This is a genomic window from Pseudoduganella sp. R-32 (assembly GCF_049913245.1).
GTDB lineage: Bacteria > Pseudomonadota > Gammaproteobacteria > Burkholderiales > Burkholderiaceae_D > Rugamonas.
Genome location: NZ_CP183987.1, coordinates 6,503,031 through 6,518,744, shown reverse-complemented (window position 1 = coordinate 6,518,744; position 15,714 = coordinate 6,503,031). Strand labels below are relative to the sequence as shown.

At 64.4% G+C, this 15,714-nt stretch carries 16 protein-coding genes; 8 read left to right on the top strand and 8 right to left on the bottom strand.

Annotated elements, in window-relative coordinates; genetic code table 11:
• Window positions 1-6 precede the first annotated feature (6 nt).
• Genes ACN9MU_RS29930 through ACN9MU_RS29915 form a run of 4 tightly spaced genes read left to right on the top strand, consistent with a single transcriptional unit; the run spans window position 7 to window position 4,587 of the window.
• A complete protein-coding gene (locus ACN9MU_RS29930) occupies window positions 7-768 on the top strand; it encodes a flagellar biosynthetic protein FliR (protein WP_426165610.1) in 762 nt (253 codons plus the stop codon).
• Window positions 768-1,853: an EscU/YscU/HrcU family type III secretion system export apparatus switch protein gene (locus tag ACN9MU_RS29925; protein WP_426165608.1), complete on the top strand. Its 1,086-nt coding sequence runs from the start codon at window positions 768-770 to the stop codon at window positions 1,851-1,853. The genes ACN9MU_RS29930 and ACN9MU_RS29925 overlap by 1 nt, the downstream gene beginning before the upstream one ends.
• Window positions 1,853-3,880 (top strand): flagellar biosynthesis protein FlhA, encoded by a 2,028-nt coding sequence (flhA, locus tag ACN9MU_RS29920; protein ID WP_426319488.1) that lies wholly within the window; start codon window positions 1,853-1,855, stop codon window positions 3,878-3,880. The genes ACN9MU_RS29925 and flhA overlap by 1 nt, the downstream gene beginning before the upstream one ends.
• A gap of 17 nt (window positions 3,881-3,897) precedes the next feature.
• A complete protein-coding gene (locus tag ACN9MU_RS29915) occupies window positions 3,898-4,587 on the top strand; it encodes a DUF4197 domain-containing protein (protein WP_426319487.1) in 690 nt (229 codons plus the stop codon).
• Here ACN9MU_RS29915 and ACN9MU_RS29910 read toward each other — a convergent pair.
• The 3 genes from ACN9MU_RS29910 to ACN9MU_RS29900 form a co-directional block, all read right to left on the bottom strand.
• The gene (locus ACN9MU_RS29910) at window positions 4,580-4,813 is read right to left on the bottom strand and encodes a hypothetical protein (protein ID WP_426165602.1); all 234 of its coding nucleotides are present in this window, start codon (window positions 4,811-4,813) and stop codon (window positions 4,580-4,582) included. The two genes, ACN9MU_RS29915 and ACN9MU_RS29910, sit on opposite strands and share 8 nt — an antisense overlap.
• Before the next feature lie 61 nt (window positions 4,814-4,874).
• Window positions 4,875-5,600 carry a hypothetical protein gene (locus tag ACN9MU_RS29905; RefSeq protein WP_426336532.1) on the bottom strand — a complete coding sequence of 242 codons (726 nt, stop codon included), beginning with the start codon at window positions 5,598-5,600 and terminating at the stop codon, window positions 4,875-4,877.
• 103 nt (window positions 5,601-5,703) lie between these two features.
• Window positions 5,704-6,207, bottom strand: coding sequence for a hypothetical protein (locus ACN9MU_RS29900; RefSeq protein ID WP_426336531.1), 504 nt, complete (start codon window positions 6,205-6,207; stop codon window positions 5,704-5,706).
• Between the two features lie 126 nt (window positions 6,208-6,333).
• On the opposite strand from ACN9MU_RS29900, the gene trmB reads away from it, so the two are divergent.
• Window positions 6,334-7,014 carry a tRNA (guanosine(46)-N7)-methyltransferase TrmB gene (gene trmB, locus ACN9MU_RS29895; protein WP_426337664.1) on the top strand — a complete coding sequence of 227 codons (681 nt, stop codon included), beginning with the start codon at window positions 6,334-6,336 and terminating at the stop codon, window positions 7,012-7,014.
• Window position 7,015: 1 nt separating this feature from the next.
• On the opposite strand, the gene ACN9MU_RS29890 is transcribed toward trmB, so the two are convergent.
• The 3 genes from ACN9MU_RS29890 to ACN9MU_RS29880 all read right to left on the bottom strand — a co-directional run bounded on the left by ACN9MU_RS29890 (window position 7,016) and on the right by ACN9MU_RS29880 (window position 8,824).
• Window positions 7,016-7,912, bottom strand: coding sequence for a DMT family transporter (locus ACN9MU_RS29890; RefSeq protein WP_426165596.1), 897 nt, complete (start codon window positions 7,910-7,912; stop codon window positions 7,016-7,018).
• A 62-nt stretch (window positions 7,913-7,974) separates the two neighbouring features.
• Window positions 7,975-8,163, bottom strand: coding sequence for a DUF1737 domain-containing protein (locus ACN9MU_RS29885; protein ID WP_426165594.1), 189 nt, complete (start codon window positions 8,161-8,163; stop codon window positions 7,975-7,977).
• A 91-nt stretch (window positions 8,164-8,254) separates the two neighbouring features.
• Window positions 8,255-8,824 carry a PEP-CTERM sorting domain-containing protein gene (locus ACN9MU_RS29880; RefSeq protein WP_426165592.1) on the bottom strand — a complete coding sequence of 190 codons (570 nt, stop codon included), beginning with the start codon at window positions 8,822-8,824 and terminating at the stop codon, window positions 8,255-8,257.
• A gap of 333 nt (window positions 8,825-9,157) precedes the next feature.
• On the opposite strand from ACN9MU_RS29880, the gene ACN9MU_RS29875 reads away from it, so the two are divergent.
• The 3 genes from ACN9MU_RS29875 (at window position 9,158) to ACN9MU_RS29865 (ending at window position 13,071) form a co-directional block, all read left to right on the top strand.
• Window positions 9,158-10,033 carry a helix-turn-helix domain-containing protein gene (locus tag ACN9MU_RS29875; RefSeq protein WP_426337663.1) on the top strand — a complete coding sequence of 292 codons (876 nt, stop codon included), beginning with the start codon at window positions 9,158-9,160 and terminating at the stop codon, window positions 10,031-10,033.
• Between the two features lie 122 nt (window positions 10,034-10,155).
• Complete coding sequence (locus tag ACN9MU_RS29870) at window positions 10,156-10,971, top strand: hypothetical protein (RefSeq protein WP_426343864.1); 816 nt, start codon at window positions 10,156-10,158, stop codon at window positions 10,969-10,971.
• A 66-nt stretch (window positions 10,972-11,037) separates the two neighbouring features.
• A complete protein-coding gene (locus ACN9MU_RS29865) occupies window positions 11,038-13,071 on the top strand; it encodes a PEP-CTERM sorting domain-containing protein (protein WP_426336529.1) in 2,034 nt (677 codons plus the stop codon).
• Here ACN9MU_RS29865 and recQ read toward each other — a convergent pair.
• Both recQ and ACN9MU_RS29855 read right to left on the bottom strand, forming a co-directional pair.
• Window positions 13,046-14,866 carry a DNA helicase RecQ gene (recQ, locus tag ACN9MU_RS29860; RefSeq protein WP_426165586.1) on the bottom strand — a complete coding sequence of 607 codons (1,821 nt, stop codon included), beginning with the start codon at window positions 14,864-14,866 and terminating at the stop codon, window positions 13,046-13,048. The genes ACN9MU_RS29865 and recQ overlap by 26 nt on opposite strands.
• A 4-nt stretch (window positions 14,867-14,870) precedes the next feature.
• A complete protein-coding gene (locus ACN9MU_RS29855; protein WP_426165584.1) occupies window positions 14,871-15,704 on the bottom strand; it encodes an undecaprenyl-diphosphate phosphatase in 834 nt (277 codons plus the stop codon).
• Between the last annotated feature and the right edge of the window lie 10 nt (window positions 15,705-15,714).

Genomic DNA, 15,714 nt, shown 5'->3' with positions numbered 1-15,714 from the left:
CGAGCGATGCAGATCAACGTCGATGCGGCATGGGCCCTGGCAGTGTTTTACGTGTGGCTGCGCCTGGGCTGCGTGTTCCTGCTGGCGCCGGTACCCATGGTGCAGGGCACGCCGGTGGTGGTGCGCGTGCTGTTTACGCTGGCGCTGGCGGCGCTGCTGGTGTCCGGCGGCGGCGTGCGGCCGGCGCTGGCCAGCTTCGGCCCGGGCCAGGTGCTGTTGGGAGCGATCGGCGAAGTGGTGGTCGGCATCACGCTGGCCTTCGGCGTGTTTGCCGCCTTCGGCGCGTTTGCCATGGCCGGCAAGATCCTCGACGTGCAGAGCGGTTTCGGCCTGGGCGTAGTGTATGACCCGGTGACGCGCTCGGGCGCGCCGATGTTTGCCACCATCCTCAACATGACCGGGGTGGCGCTGTTCTTCGCCCTTGACGGCCACCATGCGCTGCTGCGCGGCCTGGCCTTCTCGCTGCAGCGGGCGGCGCCGGGCGCCGGGCTGGAACTGTCGGCCGATGCGGCCGTGGCGCAGTTCGGGCTGGTGTTCTCCTACGGCATCGCGCTGGTGATTCCGGTCATCCTGTGCCTGCTGCTGCTGGAGCTGGCGCTGGCCGTGGCCTCGCGCACGCTGCCGCAGATGAACGTGTTCGTGGTCAGCATCCCGCTCAAGCTGGTGGCGGCGCTGACCATCTTTGCCGTCAGCGCACCGACGCTGGGGCCGGCCATGCAGCGCGTCTACCGCTCCATCTTCACCTACTGGGAAAGCGTGCTGCGCTGATGGCGGAACAGGATAGCGACCGTTCGGAACAGGCCACGCCGCACCGGCTGGAGGACGCGCGCAAAAAGGGCCAGGTGGCGAAGAGCGTGGACTTCCTGTCGTGCGCGGCCATTGCCGTGCTGACGGTGGTGGTGCAGGCTAGCGGCTGGGACGGCCTGGGCAAGCTGCTCAGCATGGCGCAGCGCACCCTGGCGCGGGCGCCGGGGCTGGAGTGGAGCGTGGCCAACCTGGCGGCCTGGTGCGGCCAGCTGCTGTTGGCGGTGCTGCTGTTGCTGGCGCCCCTGCTGATGGCGCTGGTGATTGCCGCGCTGCTGACCAACCTGGCGCAGACCGGCCCGATATTCAGCGTGCACCCGGTCAAGCCGGACTTCAAGCGCCTCAACCCGGTCGATGGTTTCAAGCGCATCTTTTCGATGCGCACCCTGTTCGAGGCCGGCAAGAGCATCGTCAAGCTGGTGGTGCTGGCCGGGGTGGCGTGGGCCGCCGTGAGCGCGGCGCTGCCGGGCCTGATGGCCTTGCCGACGGCGGCGCCGGCCGCCTATCCGCGCATCCTGCTCGAGCTGGTGGGCGGCCTGCTGGGCAAGCTGGCGTTGGCGCTGCTGTTGATTGCGCTGGCCGACATGGGCTTTGTGCGCTGGGATTACGCCAAGCGCATGCGCATGAGCAAGCGCGACATCAAGGACGAGCACAAGAACCGCGAAGGCGATCCGCGCATCCGCGCCCGCATCCGCGAACTGCGCAAGGACATGCTCAAGCGCAGCCAGTCGATGCGGCGCATGGCCAGCGCCGACGTGCTGGTCACCAACCCGACCCGCCTGGCCGTGGCGCTGCGCTACGAGCATGGCAGCGCGGCCGCGCCCAAGGTGGTGGCCAAGGGCGCCGGCGACCTGGCGGCGCGCATGCGCGCACTGGCCGGGCGCAAGAATATCCCGATCGTGCAGAACAAGCCGCTGGCGCGCACCTTGTTCCGCGAAGTCGATTACGACGGCTACGTGCCGGAAAAGCTGTATCCGCAGCTTGCAAAAATCATGGTCTGGGTCTACGCCATGCGCGAGGCCCGCCGTCAGTCTGGAAGGAAGAATTGATGTTACGTCGTTATTTTGGCGAGAACGCCGACCTGGTCATGGTGCTGCTGGTGGTCGGCATCCTGTGCGTGCTGTTCGTGCCGATCCCGTCGGCCATGCTGGATTTCCTGATCCTGTGCAATATCAGCTTCGCCCTGACCATCCTGCTGCTGACCTTCTATATCCCGCGGCCGGTGGAGTTTTCCACTTTTCCCTCGCTGCTGCTGATCGCCACCCTGTTCCGGCTGTCGCTCAACGTGGCGGCCACCCGCCTGATCCTCAGCGATGCCGACGCCGGACGCGTGATCGGCGCCATCGGCTCCTATGTGGTGGGCGGCAACTACGTGATCGGCATGATCGTGTTCCTGATCCTGGTGGTGGTGCAGTACGTGGTGGTGACCAGCGGCGCGCAGCGCGTGTCCGAAGTGGCGGCCCGCTTCACGCTGGACAGCATGCCGGGCCAGCAGATGAGCATTGACGCCGACCTGAACATGGGCTTCATCGACCAGGAAGAAGCCAAGCGCCGCCGCAAGCTGCTGGAAAAGGAATCGGGTTTCTACGGCGCGATGGACGGCGCCAGCAAATTCGTCAAGGGCGATGCCATTGCCGGCATCCTGATCATGCTGATCAACATCGTCGGCGGCCTGGTGATCGGCATCATGCAGATGGGCATGCGCTGGGACCAGGCGCTGCACACCTTTACCCTGCTGACCGTGGGCGACGGCATCGTGACCCAGGTGCCGGCGCTGGTGATTTCGGTGGGCACCGGCATCATCGTGACGCGCTCCGCCTCGGACGGCAACCTGAGCAGCCAGGTGCTGCGCCAGCTGACCTCCTTCCCCAAGACCCTGTTCATCGTGGCCGGCGCCATGGCGGCGCTGTTCTTCCTGCCGGGCATTCCGCCGCTGCCGGTACTGGTGGTGGGCGGCACGCTGTTCGGCGTCGGTCTGCTGCTGCGCCGCAAGGTCGGCGGCAAGCCGGAAGACGACCAGGACGCCGACGCCAAGGATGGCGAGGAAGACACCTACGACCTGCTGAAAGTGGAACCGATCGAAGTGCTGATGGGGGCGACCCTGCTGCCGCTGGTGAACGGCGAGCAAAGCCTGCTGACCGAACGGATTGCCGCGCTGCGCAAGCAGTTCGCGCTGGAATCCGGCATGGTGCTGCCGCGCGTGCGCTTCCGCGACGCGCCGCAACTGGCCGCCACCGCCTACGAGCTGCGCGTGTTCGGCGCGCTGGCCGGCAAGGGCGACATCATGCTCGACCACACGCTGGCCATCCACAGCGGCGGCGAGCAGCGGGCGCTGAAAGGGATCGAGACGCGCGAGCCGACCTACGGCTTGCCGGCAATCTGGATCGCCGACAGCGAAAAGGAACTGGCGCGCTCGGCGCGCTACACCCTGGTCGACCCGGGCACGGTGTTCATCACCCACCTGTCGGAAGTGCTGAAGCAGCAGTCGGCCATGCTGCTGACGCGCGGCGAGACCGACAAGCTGCTGCAGCGCATCCGCGACAGCCAGCCCGGGCTGGTGGAAGAGCTGGTGCCGACCGTGGTCTCGGTCAGCGACATCCAGAAGATCCTGCAGAACCTGCTGCGCGAGAAAGTCTCGGTGCGCCACCTGGAAGCGATCCTGGAAACCCTGGCCGACGCCGGCCGCAACAGCAAGGACCTGGGCTACCTGACCGAAGTGGTGCGCCAGAAGCTGGGCACGGCCATCTGCCAGGACCTGCTGGGCGATCACAGCGCCCTGCACGTGCTGACCCTGGACCCGGCCATCGAACAGGTGCTGATGCAAAGCGTGCGCCAGGCCGACGGCGGCGGCATCGTGGTCGAGCCCAAGTTCGCCGACCAGCTGCTGGCCCGCCTGGCCAGCCAGGCCGACCGCATGATGAAGGCGAATATGCTGCCGGTGCTGCTGTGCGCGCCGGACTTGCGGCGCCATGTGCGCGCCCTGAGCGAGCGCGTGCTGCCGCACCTGCGGGTGCTGTCGATGGCGGAAGTACCCAACAGTGTCAACCTGAAGGCGTACACTACGGTCAGTCTGTAACTTCTGGAGAAATAACCATGACAACGATGAATCGTATCGCCGCCACGCTGGCCGGCCTGGTGCTGGCCGCCGGCGCACTGGCCAATCCCTTGGACGCCTTGACCGAGAAGGAGGCTGGCGGCGGCCTGAAAGCCGCGCTGGAAGCCGGTTCGGTGGCCGCCGTGGGCAAGCTTGGCGTCGAGGGCGGGTTCATGAACAACGATGCGGTGCGCATCAAGCTGCCGCGCGTGCTGGAAAAAGCCCGTCCTATCCTGGAAATGACCGGCCGCGGCGAACAGCTCGATGAGCTGGAAACCGCGATGAACCGCGCTGCCGAGCAAGCCGTGCCGCTGGCCAAGCCGCTGCTGGTGAATGCGGTCAAGTCGATGACGCTGAGCGACGCCAAGGCGATCCTGACCGGCGGCGACACCTCGGTCACCGATTTCTTCAAGGAGAAAACCGCAGCGCCGCTGGCGGTGAAATTCAAGCCGATCGTGAAGGGCGTGACTGACCGGTCCAAGCTGTCCGGCCAGTTCAACAGCGCGATGGCGCAGGCGACCAAGTTCGGCCTGGCCACTGAAGAGCAGGCGACGGTGGAAAGCTACGTCACCCAGCGCGCGCTCGATGGCCTGTTCCTGATGATCGGGGAAGAAGAGAAGAAGATCCGCGAGAACCCGATCTCCTACGGCAGCAAGGCGATTTCCAAAGTCTTCGGCCTGCTCAAATAAGCGTCCGGCCGCGCGGGTTGCGCGCTTGCGCGGCTGAGTTCAGGATTTCAAGCTGTCCTGACTTGAAGGTTTGCTGGTGCTCGCCGTCGGCATCGTGCCAGCGGCACAGCACATCCTCGTCATCGTTCCGGCCCGTGCGGCCCGGCGTGGTGCGAATCACCAGCATCTTATGGTGCCAGCCGATCGGCCGCACCGCATCTCCCGCCTTTGCCCGTTCGCGTTCCATGGCTGCCTCCTGCAAGCTGCTGCAGCCATGATACGCCTGTCGGGCAAGGCGGGGCGCCCGGTCAGGAACCTACCAGTTGTACCGCATCCACATACAGGCGGTCGGTACTCAGGTTATTGGATTTGGTGATGCGCGCCGCCTTGGCCTTGTAGGTCGTCTTTTCGATCGGCTGCACAAACCAGGTGCGGGTGCCGCGCCGGTCGACCTTCACGGTGTTGATGCCGCTCCATACAGTATTCCATTTGCCGTCGGTGTCCTGCAGCTCAACCTTGGTGATGCCTTCCAGGCCGTAGCCATCGCTGATCGCTACGCGCAGTTGGGTGGCATTGACCGGATTCTGGAAGCCGACTTCGAGCGAATCGAAACCAACATCGCTGCCCTTGGTTGCAAAATTCTTGCCGTCGACCTTGCCGGTTGCGTTGGCCGGCTCGTAGCTGCTGCCGCCGTATTCGGACGTCGCGCTGGCGGTGCTGGCCCACTGCGCGTTGGTGTCGTTGATGTAGCCGTCTTCCATATTGGAGTAATCGAGCTTGGCCTGGCGCTTGGCCATTTCCTTCTGCTCGGTGCTCATGTTCTCCATGTCCATCTGCGGAGTTGCCAGGGGGGCATTGCCGGTGGCCGCGGTGCTGGCGGCAGGGGCGGCAGGCGCCGCAGGGGCTGGAGCCGGCGCGGCTGGTGCAGCGGCGGGCGCTGGGGTCGCTTCAGAGGTCGGTGCCGGCGCAGGCGCCTTCTTGGCGCAGGCTGCGAGCAGCAGGGCGGGTAACAGCAAGGCGTATTTTGTCTTCATGACGGCTCCCTTATTGATTATCAAAACAGCAAGCCGCCGATGATGTCACAAACCCGCGCTGCATTCAATCGTGCGCGGGGTTTAGTAAGTTACTAAGTGATATTTACGCAACATTCACGTCGAGCAGCACGGTATAGGCCAGGCGCTTGCCTTCGTACATCTGGCCGCCGCGGATCACGGCGTCGGTCGAGGTGAGCTGGCCGCTGATTTCCTGGCGCGCCAGCATGGCGCGGAAGGCCACGGCGTCTTTCGGCGCCAGGTAGCCGACCATCTCGCTGTTGAGGAAGACGGCGACCGCCTTGTCTTCGTAGGGGTTGTTGTCGTCCGCCAGCAGCAGCGCCTTGTGGCGGGCGTCGGCCGCGGCCTCGCCATGCTCGCCGGCCAGGGCGCGGATGGTGTCGGAATAGCGCGACTCGCCCAGCACTTCGAGCTGGTAGCGGCCTTCGTCGCTCCAGTGGTGCACCGGCTCGCCCTGCGGCAGCGGCGTGTAGGAGCCGCCCACCGGCTTGCCCGTTGGCGCAGGGGCGGCTTTCGGGCCGCCTTTCAGCAGGAAGTACAGCGTTACCAGTGCCAGGACGATGATCAGGATGTTCAGTGCGAGGGCCATTACTTGGGCTTCCTTAGGGACAAGACCCGCTATTATCGCAGGCCGGGCGGCAAAACCGGAATGGTATAATCGCCCCTTTTCCTTGCACGTTTAGCCATGTCTTCCGAATCCACGCCAAAGGGCAAAATGCTCTACGACCCGACCGAACACCGCATCCGCAGCTTCGTCACGCGCGCGGGACGCCTGTCTTCGGCACAAGAGCGTGCGCTGAGCGATCTCGGTCCGCAATTCATGGTCGAGCACAAGAAAGAAGCGCTGGACTTCGAGAAGACTTTCGGCCGCAAGGCGCCGCTGATCCTGGAGATCGGCTTCGGCATGGGCGGCACCACCGCCCACATCGCCAAGCTGATGCCGGAGAAGGATTTCATCGGCGTGGAAGTGCACACCCCGGGCGTGGGCAGCCTGCTCAAGCTGATCGGCGAGGAAGGCCTGACCAACCTGCGCGTGATCCAGCACGATGCGGTGGAAGTATTGCGCGACATGATCCCGGCCGGTTCGCTGGCGGGCGTGCATATCTACTTCCCTGACCCATGGCACAAGGCGCGCCACAACAAGCGCCGCCTGATCCAGGCCCCATTCGTGAAAACCCTGTGCGAGCACCTGGCGCCGGGCGGCTATATCCACCTGGCGACCGACTGGGAAGATTACGCGGTGCAGATGCTGGAAGTGCTGAGCGCCGAGCCGGCGCTGCAGAACACCGCTGAAGGCTACGCGCCGCAGCCGGCCTACCGCCCGCTGACCAAGTTCGAAAACCGCGGCCTGAAACTGGGCCACGGCGTCTGGGACCTGGTATTCACCAAGAAATGATCTAGGCTGCCGCCGGCGCCTGTGCTTTGGCACGCGCCGGCATAAAGGCCAGCAAATTCCCCCCGATGACCAGCAGCAGCCCGGCCAGGGCCATGCTGCTCCACTGGTATCCCTCGAAGACGGTGGACACCGTCAGCGCCACCACGGGGAACAGCACCGTGCAGTAAGCCGCGCGGTCCGGACCGATTCTCCCCACCAGCAGCAGGTAAGCCGTGAAGGCAATCACCGATCCCGGCACGGCCAGGTAGAGCAATGCGCCGACATAGCGCGGGCTTGGGTCGAAGTTGAACGGCATGCCGAGCGCCAGCGCGCCAAGCGTCAGGATGGCGGCGCCGCACAGCATGGCCCAGGTGTTGGTCAGCCAGGGCTGCATGCCCAGCGCCTGCATGCGGCTCGAGAGCAGGTTGCCGGTCGAGAAGCACAGCGTGCCAAGCAGGGCCAGTCCCAGGCCGGCCAGCATGCCGGCATCGTTCCAGTGCCCCTGCATGGAAGGCAGGAACAGCAGCACGATGCCTGCCAGTCCCAGCACCGCGCCGCCCATGACTTGCGGCCGGATCGGCCGCTTCATGAAGAGACGGCCATTGATCGCATTCCAGATCGGCGCGGTCGAAAACACCACCGCCACCAGGCCGCTCGGCACCCACATCGTGGCGTAGTAAAAGCACAGGAAGTTACAGCAGAACAGCGCAAGCCCCTGCGCGAGCAGGTAGCGCCAGGCGGAACGCGGCGGCAGGACTTGCTGCCTGCGCGCGAGCAGGATCAGCATCAGCACCAGCGCCGCGATCCAGAAACGATAGGCGATCGACACCGGCGCTGCGACGACGCCGAGCTGGAATTTGATCGCGATCCAGGTGGTGCCCCAGATGAGCACCGTGGTGAGGTAGAGGGCAGTATTCATCGTCCTGCCAGTGTGCCGCTTGCCGCGCACCGGCAGTTGTCTGAACTTGCTGTTTGTTCCGGCTAAGACTTGGCCGTGGGCCAAAGGACGGCCTGGGCCACGATGACCGTCTCGCCGTTAAAGGTCAAGGAAGGCGAACCGTAAAGTTGATAGCCCAGTGCGAGCGCTTCGCTGACTCGCCGGCAAAACTTCGAATCGTCGGGGCCAGTCAGGACTCGGTAAATTGGCAGGTCGTCTGGAGGTGTATTCATGGGGCAGGCACTTCACTAGGCGGTAACAGTTCTGGTGCCAAGTATTATGAACCAGCGCGCGGAATGCCGCACGCTGGCTGGTTCTTCCTGCCTACTTCGAAGTGCGGCGGCGCGAAACGCCCAGTGCGGACAAGCCGAGGCCAAGCAGCATCAGCGTGCCCGGCACGGGCACTTGTTGCACGGGCGTGGTGTCGACGTTGATCTCGGAAAAGCCAAAGCCTTGCGTCCCGCCGTCCTGGTCGATATTGAAAACGACCGAGGTCACGTTGCCCATGCCGGCGATGGCCAGGGTACCGGTGCCGGACAAGGTTTGCGTCGCGCCGTTGGAACCGCTCACCGTGATCGACGACGCGCCATCGGCATAGGCGGCGATATTGATGTTGACCAGGTTGAAGCTGGCCCCGAAGAAGTCGATGACCCAACTCACGTCGTCGGCGTTCTGGAAGCCGTTGTGGATGCCGATATCGCCGATAAACAAGGGATCGAAATGGTCGCCGGCACGCACCGTGCGGAGGCGAAAGCCGTCTTCCGTATAAGTGTCGACAACAGCCGAGCCATTGTTGTTGGCGAAGGCGCCGCTGGTCAGGTCAAGCTGGATCGGCGCTGCTTGTGCTGCGGAGATAGCGAGTGACAGGGCTGCCAGGCAAGCGAACTTCTTCATCGATAATTCCTTTCAAAACAGTAGGAAAGTTGACAGCATTGCTTCAAATGCAATAAGCAATTTTTATACCCTGCGCCAGCAAGTAACTGATTCTTATCGATAAGTGGTTTCACGGCTGGTCGACGCTGTAAATTTTCCCGACACTAGCGGCGGCGAGCCCAGGGTCCCCTTGTCTGATCTTGCGCAAATCGGAGGGGCGGCCGGCTGGACCGGAATGGCCGTGCTAGACTTTTCGGCGTGAAGCCACTGACTGGACAACTTGAGGATGCCGCTCCGCGCAAGCGCGTGGGGGCGGCGGCGCGCGCGGCGCTGGCGGGCAAGCCGGGCGATGCGATGTCGCACGCCGTGTTCCGCACCATGTCCGGCACCGATGCCACGCTGGAGCGTTTTGCCTGGCTGGGCGACGGGCTGGCGGCTGCGGTCTGGCATCGCAGCACGCCGGAGGCTTTCACCGAGTATCGCCAGCCCGGCCACCATACCTTGTCGTGCTACCTGGGCGGCGGCTACGAAGTCGAACGCGAAGGCTTGCCGGGGCAGTACGGCGCGCCACAGCGCCTGTGCTCCCTGCCGGACTGGCACGAATCGGAATGGGTGGTGCGCGGCCAGTTGCGCATGCTGCACGTGTACTTCATGCCCGAGCATTTCACGCAGCGCGCCGTGGCGGAGCTGGATCGCGAGCCGCGCGAACTCACCTTGCAGGACAAGACCTATTTCGAGAACCGGCGCCTGGTGCAGCTATGCGGCGACTTGCTGCAGCAGCCGTGGGACGACGCCGACCAGCTGCTGCGCGCCAATGAAATCACGCACGAGGCCTTGAGCGAGCTGCTGCAATCGCAATCGATGACCAGGCCCGGCCTGCGCTTGCGCGGAGGACTGGCGCCGCTGGTGCGCCGCCGCCTGCACGAATACATCGAAACCCACCTCGACCAGAACATCACCCTCGGCATGCTGGCGCAACTGGCGTGCATGTCGGAATTCCACCTGGCCCGCATGTTCCGCATCAGCTTCGGCATGCCGCCGTCGGCCTGGATTGCAGCACGCCGCATCGAGCGTGCGCGCGGCCTGTTGCGCGCAGGGCGCCTGCCGCTGCAGCAAGTCGCCGAAGCGTGCGGCTACGCCGACCTTAGCCATTTCAGCCACCGTTTCAGCGAAGCCGTCGGGGCGCCGCCCGGCCGCTACCGCCAGCTTGTGAGCGGACTCAAGTCCTGACCCTATCGCTGTGCCGCGCACGATTAGAAGCTCAGCGCGCGCCGCTGACGGGGCAAGTCCACCATTGGCTCCTGTGCCTTGGCTGGAGGATGCCATGAAACCGGTTGCCCGATTGTGCGGTCTTGTCCTTGCCTAGCCATTACTCGCTGCTGCCCAGGCGCCGCGGCAGCGGACTGGAATGCCTGACGGACAGCAGCGAAGAAGCGATCCTCACCGATATGAATGACGCTGGCCAGCTGGTGGGATCATCCGGCGCCCAACCGATGATCTGGCAATCGGGACGGCAGCCCATCACATTCGACGCGGGCGTTCATGGCGGAACGGCGGTTTCCATCAATAACAAGGGCACGATTGTCGCGATGGCACGTGCAGTGGATGGTGAAAATGGTGACCAGGAGCAGGTTGTCGGCCTCTCGCGCGCAGGGGATCATGCCGGAGTCTGGCAGGACGGCGCTTATCACGATCTGCCCGATGCGGGCTATTCGTGGGCGCGCGACATCAACGACAAGGGCTGGGTGGCCGGCGGCAGCGGCAGCGATATTACCGAGGCCCATGGCGCGATCTGGAAAGGCGAAGTGCTGGAGACCTACGGCCCCGGCTACGCCACCGCCATCAACAACGCAGGCGTGGCCTTCGGTTATTGGGAAGGCACGCAGCACGGCATGCTGTTTTCCGGCGGGCAGACATACGACCTGAACACCCTGTGGGACAGAAGCGGCTGGGACGGCTGGAGCCTTCGTTATACGGAAGATATCAACGATGCGGGCGAGATCGTGGCGATTGCCAGCAATGCGGCAACCTTCGCGCAGCAAGCGGCGCTGCTGTCGCCGGTGCCGGAGTTGGCGCCGGTCCTGATGCTGCTGGCCGGCCTGCTGCTGCTTGGCAGCTTGCATCGCGCTATGGCGCGCAACGCTATCGCGCCGTCGCGCACGATTTGAGCCGGCGCGCGCGCAGCCTGCCGCGTTGGCGCAGCATTGGCTCCTGTTTACCCACAGGAGATTGCCATGCCAAGATTCCTTCGTTTGTTCTTGTCCGTGCTGGCGTTGCTGGCATGGTCCGCACACGTGCAGGGTGCACCCGCCTATCGTGCCTTCAGGTTCGATGGCCAGTTCACGCCGCAGATACTGAACGACTTGGGCCAGGTCGCCGGCGTCGGCCAGGACGGCAGGCCGGTCATCTGGAATCCCGATGGCTCGGTGCAGCAACTGGCTGGCAGTGTCAGCCAGCTCACCATCACCGGCTTCAATAACCAGGGCACGGTTGTCGGCAATGCGGTCATTCCGGGCTACAGCCTGCCGCAACCGGTCGCATGGCGCGACGGCGGGGCAGTGGAGCGCCTGCCATTCAAGGGTTTGGGCGGTTTCACGGCGGGCGTCAATAATCGCGGCGACATTATCGGCTACATGGCCGGCGCATCCGGTACGGGCTCGGGGCAGGTCGGCTTCGTCCAGTGGGGCGACGGCAGTACGCCTCAACTGTTCGACAACTACCTGCCGCAGATGATCAACGACCACGGCCTGGTTATTGGCCAGCTTGGCGGCGATTGGGGGCTCCGGGGCTGGCAGGATGGGGTGTTCGCGCAAGAGCCCTATAGCGGCCTGTTTGTCCGTGCGCTCAACAACGAAGGGGGCCTGGCGGGCATGCACGACAATTACCACGCCTTCTCGCTGATCGACAGGGAGGGACAGCGCGACATCCGTGACCTGTGGTCCGGTTTTGCCCATGCCCTCAACGATACCGGCAGCGTCGTCGGCGAAACCGAGCTCAGCTTGCATGCCATGCTGTGGTTTGAAGACCGGGCGTATAACCTGGATCATTTGTGGAACGAAGCCGCGTATTCGGGCTGGACCTTGCTCAACGCGTGGGACATCAACAACGACGGGGCGATACTTGCCAGTGCCCTCGGCCCCCAGGGTGGCACCGCCACATTCCTGCTGTCGCCGGTGCCGGAGCCGCAAATCGCTACGCTGCTGCTGGCCGGGCTCGCGCTGCTGGCACTGCGCTGGCTGGCGCAAAGAAAGCTGGCGGCGCGCCTGGCGTCTTCTTCCTTGCTGGCGCTGCTTGCATGCAGCGCGTATGCGCAGGAAGCGCCGGCCTATCGGGCATTCAGGTTTGACGGCCAGTTTGCGCCGAAGTTCCTGAACGATGCCGGGCAGGTCGCGGGCCTCGGCCCGGACGGCAAACCGCTGATCTGGAACCGCGACGGTTCGCTGGTGCATTTGCCTAGTGTCGCCGGAGAACTGACACTCACCGGCTTCAATAACCAGGGAACGGTTATCGGGAACATTACAATCCCGGGCTTCACGCAGTCGCAGCCGGTCAGGTGGCGCAATGGCGGCGAAATGGAACTGCTGCAATTCGCGGGAATGGGCGGTTATGCTGCCGGCATCAACAACCGCGGCGATGTTGTCGGCTACCGCCTGCCGGGAACTTCCGGACCGATCGGCTTTATCCAATGGGGCGATGGCAGCGCACCGCAAGTGTTTGACGACTACGCCCCCTATTTGATCAACGATCTCGGCTACGTTATTGGAGGCCACACCGGCGAGTTTGGCGCCAGGAGCTGGTACAACGGCAACTTCGGCGATCATCACCTGGCTTATGACTTTTACCTCCTTGCCGTCAACAGCAAAGGACGGGTCGCCGGCTACCAGGAAAACGCCAGCGCATTCACCATGCTCGAACATGGCAGCAAATGGGATTATCAGGAACTGTGGTCCGATTATGCGTACGACATCAACGACGCGGGCAGCGTGGTAGGCGAAACCGATTACAGGCGCGCCATGCTTTGGTACCGGGACCGGCCCTACGTGCTGGACCATCTTTGGAACGAGACAGAGTACGCGGGATGGTTCCTGCAAGGCGCCTGGGACATCAATGCCAGCGGCCAGATCCTTGCCAGGGGCGTCAATGAGTGGGATACGCGAGGGACGTTCCTGCTGTCGCCGGTGCCGGAACCGACGCAAGGGGCGTTGCTGCTGGCAGGGCTGGCGCTGCTGGGAAGCCTGCGCCTCAAGCCAGGTCGGCGAGCAGCCTGACGATCTCGTCGCCGTAGGAAACCAGCTTCTTCTCGCCCACGCCGGAGATGCCGCGCATCTCGCCCAGCGTGGCAGGACGGACCTTGGCGATCTCGCGCAGGGTGGCGTCGTTGAAGATCACATAAGCCGGCACGCCATGTTCGCGTGCCGCGCCCATGCGCCACGAACGCAGGCGGTCGAAGAGGCGCTGCTCGTCGCCATCGAGGCTGGTTTCCTCGTAGCCCTTGGGGGCCGAGCTGCGTTTCTGCTTGACCGGCTTCTGGTACTGGCGCAGCTGCACTTTCTGGCCGCCTTTCAGCACCGGGCGCGCGGCATCGGTCAGCTTGAGCGAGCTGAATTGCTCGTGGTCGACGGTCACCAGGCCCAAAGCGATCACCTGGCGCAGGATGGCGCGCCACTCCTGTTCGCTGCGGTCGGCGCCGATGCCGAATACGGACAGCTTGTCGTGGTGCCAGGTCTGGATGCGTTCCGACTCGGCGCCGCGCAGCACGTCGATCACGTGGCCGGCGGCGAAGCGCTGGTCGCAGCGGTAGATCGCTGACAGCAGCTTCTGCACCGGCACCGTGCCATCGAAGGATACCGGCGGAATCAGGCAGGTGTCACAATTGCCGCAAGGCGTGGCCGGCTCGCCGAAGTATTCCAGCAGGCGCACGCGGCGGCAGCTCAGTGTCTCGCACAGGCCCAGCATGGAATCAAGCTTGGTCGACAGGACGCGCTTGAAATTCTCGTCGGCTTCCGACTCGTCGATCATGCGCCGCTGCAGCACCACGTCCTGCAGGCCGTAGGACATCCAGGCGCTGGCTGGCATGCCGTCGCGGCCGGCGCGGCCGGTTTCCTGGTAATAGCCTTCGATCGATTTCGGCAGGTCGAGGTGGCAGACGAAACGCACGTCCGGCTTGTCGATGCCCATGCCGAAGGCGATGGTGGCCACCATCACGATGTTCTCTTCGCGCAGGAAGCGCGCCTGGTTCCCGGCGCGCACCGTGTGCTCCATGCCGGCGTGGTAGGCCAGGGCGCGCACGCCGTGTTCGTTGAGGAACTCCGCCGTCTCCTCCACCTTCTTGCGCGACAGGCAGTAGACGATGCCGCAATCGCCGGCATGTTCGGCGGTGATGAAGTCCAGCAGCTGCTTGCGGCCGTTGGTCTTTTCAACGATCTGGTAGCGGATGTTCGGGCGGTCGAAAGACGACACGAATTGCGCCGCTTCGGTCAGCGCCAGGCGGTGGATGATTTCGGCGCGCGTCTGCTGGTCGGCGGTCGCAGTCAGCGCAATGCGCGGCACGTTCGGGAACTGCTCGTGCAGCACCGACAGCTTGATGTATTCAGGACGGAAGTCGTGGCCCCATTGCGAAACGCAGTGCGCCTCGTCAATGGCGAACAGGGCGATCTGCGAATCCTGCAGCAGGTCGAAGCAGCGCTGGGTCAGCAGCCGTTCCGGCGCCACGTACAGCAGGTCGATCTGGCTGGTGCGCACCAGGCGTTCGATGCGCGCCGCTTCCTCATACGTCTGGGTGGAGTTCAGGAAGGCCGCGCGCACGCCCACCTCGGCCAGCGCGTCGACCTGGTCCTGCATCAGCGCGATCAGCGGCGACACCACCACGCCCACGCCTTCGCGCAGCATGGCCGGGATCTGGTAGCACAGCGACTTGCCGCCGCCGGTCGGCATCAGCACCAGGGCATCGCCGCCATTGCCGACATGCTCGACAATCTGCCCCTGCTGGCCGCGGAAGGCTGGGTAGCCGAAGACGGTCTGGAGCAGGTGCAGGGCGCGCTGGCTGGTGTCCTGGTCGGTCATGCTCTTATTCGGCCCAGGTGATGACGCCGGTATAGGCGGAAACAATCACCACGATGCCGAACACGATGCGGTACCAGGCGAAAGGGGTGAAGGTATGGCTGCTAATGTAGCGCAGCAGCCAGCGGATGCAGGCAAACGCCGACACGAAAGCCACCACGGCGCCGATGCTGAATAGCGGCAGGTCGCCGGCAGTCAGTTGGTCGCGCGCTTTCCACAGCGAGTAAAATGTCGCGGCCAGCAGGGTGGGGATCGCGAGGTAGAAGGAGAACTCGGTGGCCACCTTGCGCGACAGGCCGAACATCATGCCGCCAATGATGGTGGCGCCGGAGCGGCTGGTGCCGGGAATCAGGGCGAAGACCTGGGCGAAGCCGACCTTCAGCGCATCCAGTGTCGTCATGTCGTCCACCGACTGCACGCGCACGGCGACCGGGTTGTCCCTGGCGCGGCGCTCGACCCACAGGATGACCAGGCCGCCGATGATGAAGGCCAGCGCCACCGGCAGTGGCGCGAACAGCACCGCCTTGATCTTGTGTTCGAACAGGAAGCCCAGCCCCGCGGCCGGAAGGAAGCCGACTGCCACATTGAGCGCAAAGCGGCGCGCGCGCGCTTCGCGGAACATGCCGAACAACACTTCGCCTATCTTTTTGTGGAACTCCCAGATAACGGCAACCATGGCGCCGCCCTGGATGGCAATCTCGAACACTTTGGCCTTCTCGCCGGTGAAATTCAGCAGGCTGCCCGCCAGCACGAGGTGGCCGGTGGAAGAAATCGGCAGGAATTCGGTAAATCCTTCGACCAGACCCATGATCAGAGCCTTCAGCGCGAGAACGATATCCATTGTGATTTTG

Excerpts from the sequence above, each read along its gene's own strand:
- ACN9MU_RS29930 (WP_426165610.1), top strand. The coding sequence starts at position 7 with ATGCAGATCAACGTCGATGCGGCATGGGCCCTGGCAGTGTTTTACGTG.
- ACN9MU_RS29925 (WP_426165608.1), top strand. The coding sequence starts at position 768 with ATGGCGGAACAGGATAGCGACCGTTCGGAACAGGCCACGCCGCACCGG.
- flhA (WP_426319488.1), top strand. The coding sequence starts at position 1,853 with ATGTTACGTCGTTATTTTGGCGAGAACGCCGACCTGGTCATGGTGCTG.
- ACN9MU_RS29915 (WP_426319487.1), top strand. The coding sequence starts at position 3,898 with ATGACAACGATGAATCGTATCGCCGCCACGCTGGCCGGCCTGGTGCTG.
- ACN9MU_RS29910 (WP_426165602.1), bottom strand. The coding sequence starts at position 4,813 with ATGGAACGCGAACGGGCAAAGGCGGGAGATGCGGTGCGGCCGATCGGC.
- ACN9MU_RS29905 (WP_426336532.1), bottom strand. The coding sequence starts at position 5,600 with ATGAAGACAAAATACGCCTTGCTGTTACCCGCCCTGCTGCTCGCAGCC.
- ACN9MU_RS29900 (WP_426336531.1), bottom strand. The coding sequence starts at position 6,207 with ATGGCCCTCGCACTGAACATCCTGATCATCGTCCTGGCACTGGTAACG.
- trmB (WP_426337664.1), top strand. The coding sequence starts at position 6,334 with ATGCTCTACGACCCGACCGAACACCGCATCCGCAGCTTCGTCACGCGC.
- ACN9MU_RS29890 (WP_426165596.1), bottom strand. The coding sequence starts at position 7,912 with ATGAATACTGCCCTCTACCTCACCACGGTGCTCATCTGGGGCACCACC.
- ACN9MU_RS29885 (WP_426165594.1), bottom strand. The coding sequence starts at position 8,163 with ATGAATACACCTCCAGACGACCTGCCAATTTACCGAGTCCTGACTGGC.
- ACN9MU_RS29880 (WP_426165592.1), bottom strand. The coding sequence starts at position 8,824 with ATGAAGAAGTTCGCTTGCCTGGCAGCCCTGTCACTCGCTATCTCCGCA.
- ACN9MU_RS29875 (WP_426337663.1), top strand. The coding sequence starts at position 9,158 with ATGTCGCACGCCGTGTTCCGCACCATGTCCGGCACCGATGCCACGCTG.
- ACN9MU_RS29865 (WP_426336529.1), top strand. The coding sequence starts at position 11,038 with ATGCCAAGATTCCTTCGTTTGTTCTTGTCCGTGCTGGCGTTGCTGGCA.
- recQ (WP_426165586.1), bottom strand. The coding sequence starts at position 14,866 with ATGACCGACCAGGACACCAGCCAGCGCGCCCTGCACCTGCTCCAGACC.
- ACN9MU_RS29855 (WP_426165584.1), bottom strand. The coding sequence starts at position 15,704 with ATGGATATCGTTCTCGCGCTGAAGGCTCTGATCATGGGTCTGGTCGAA.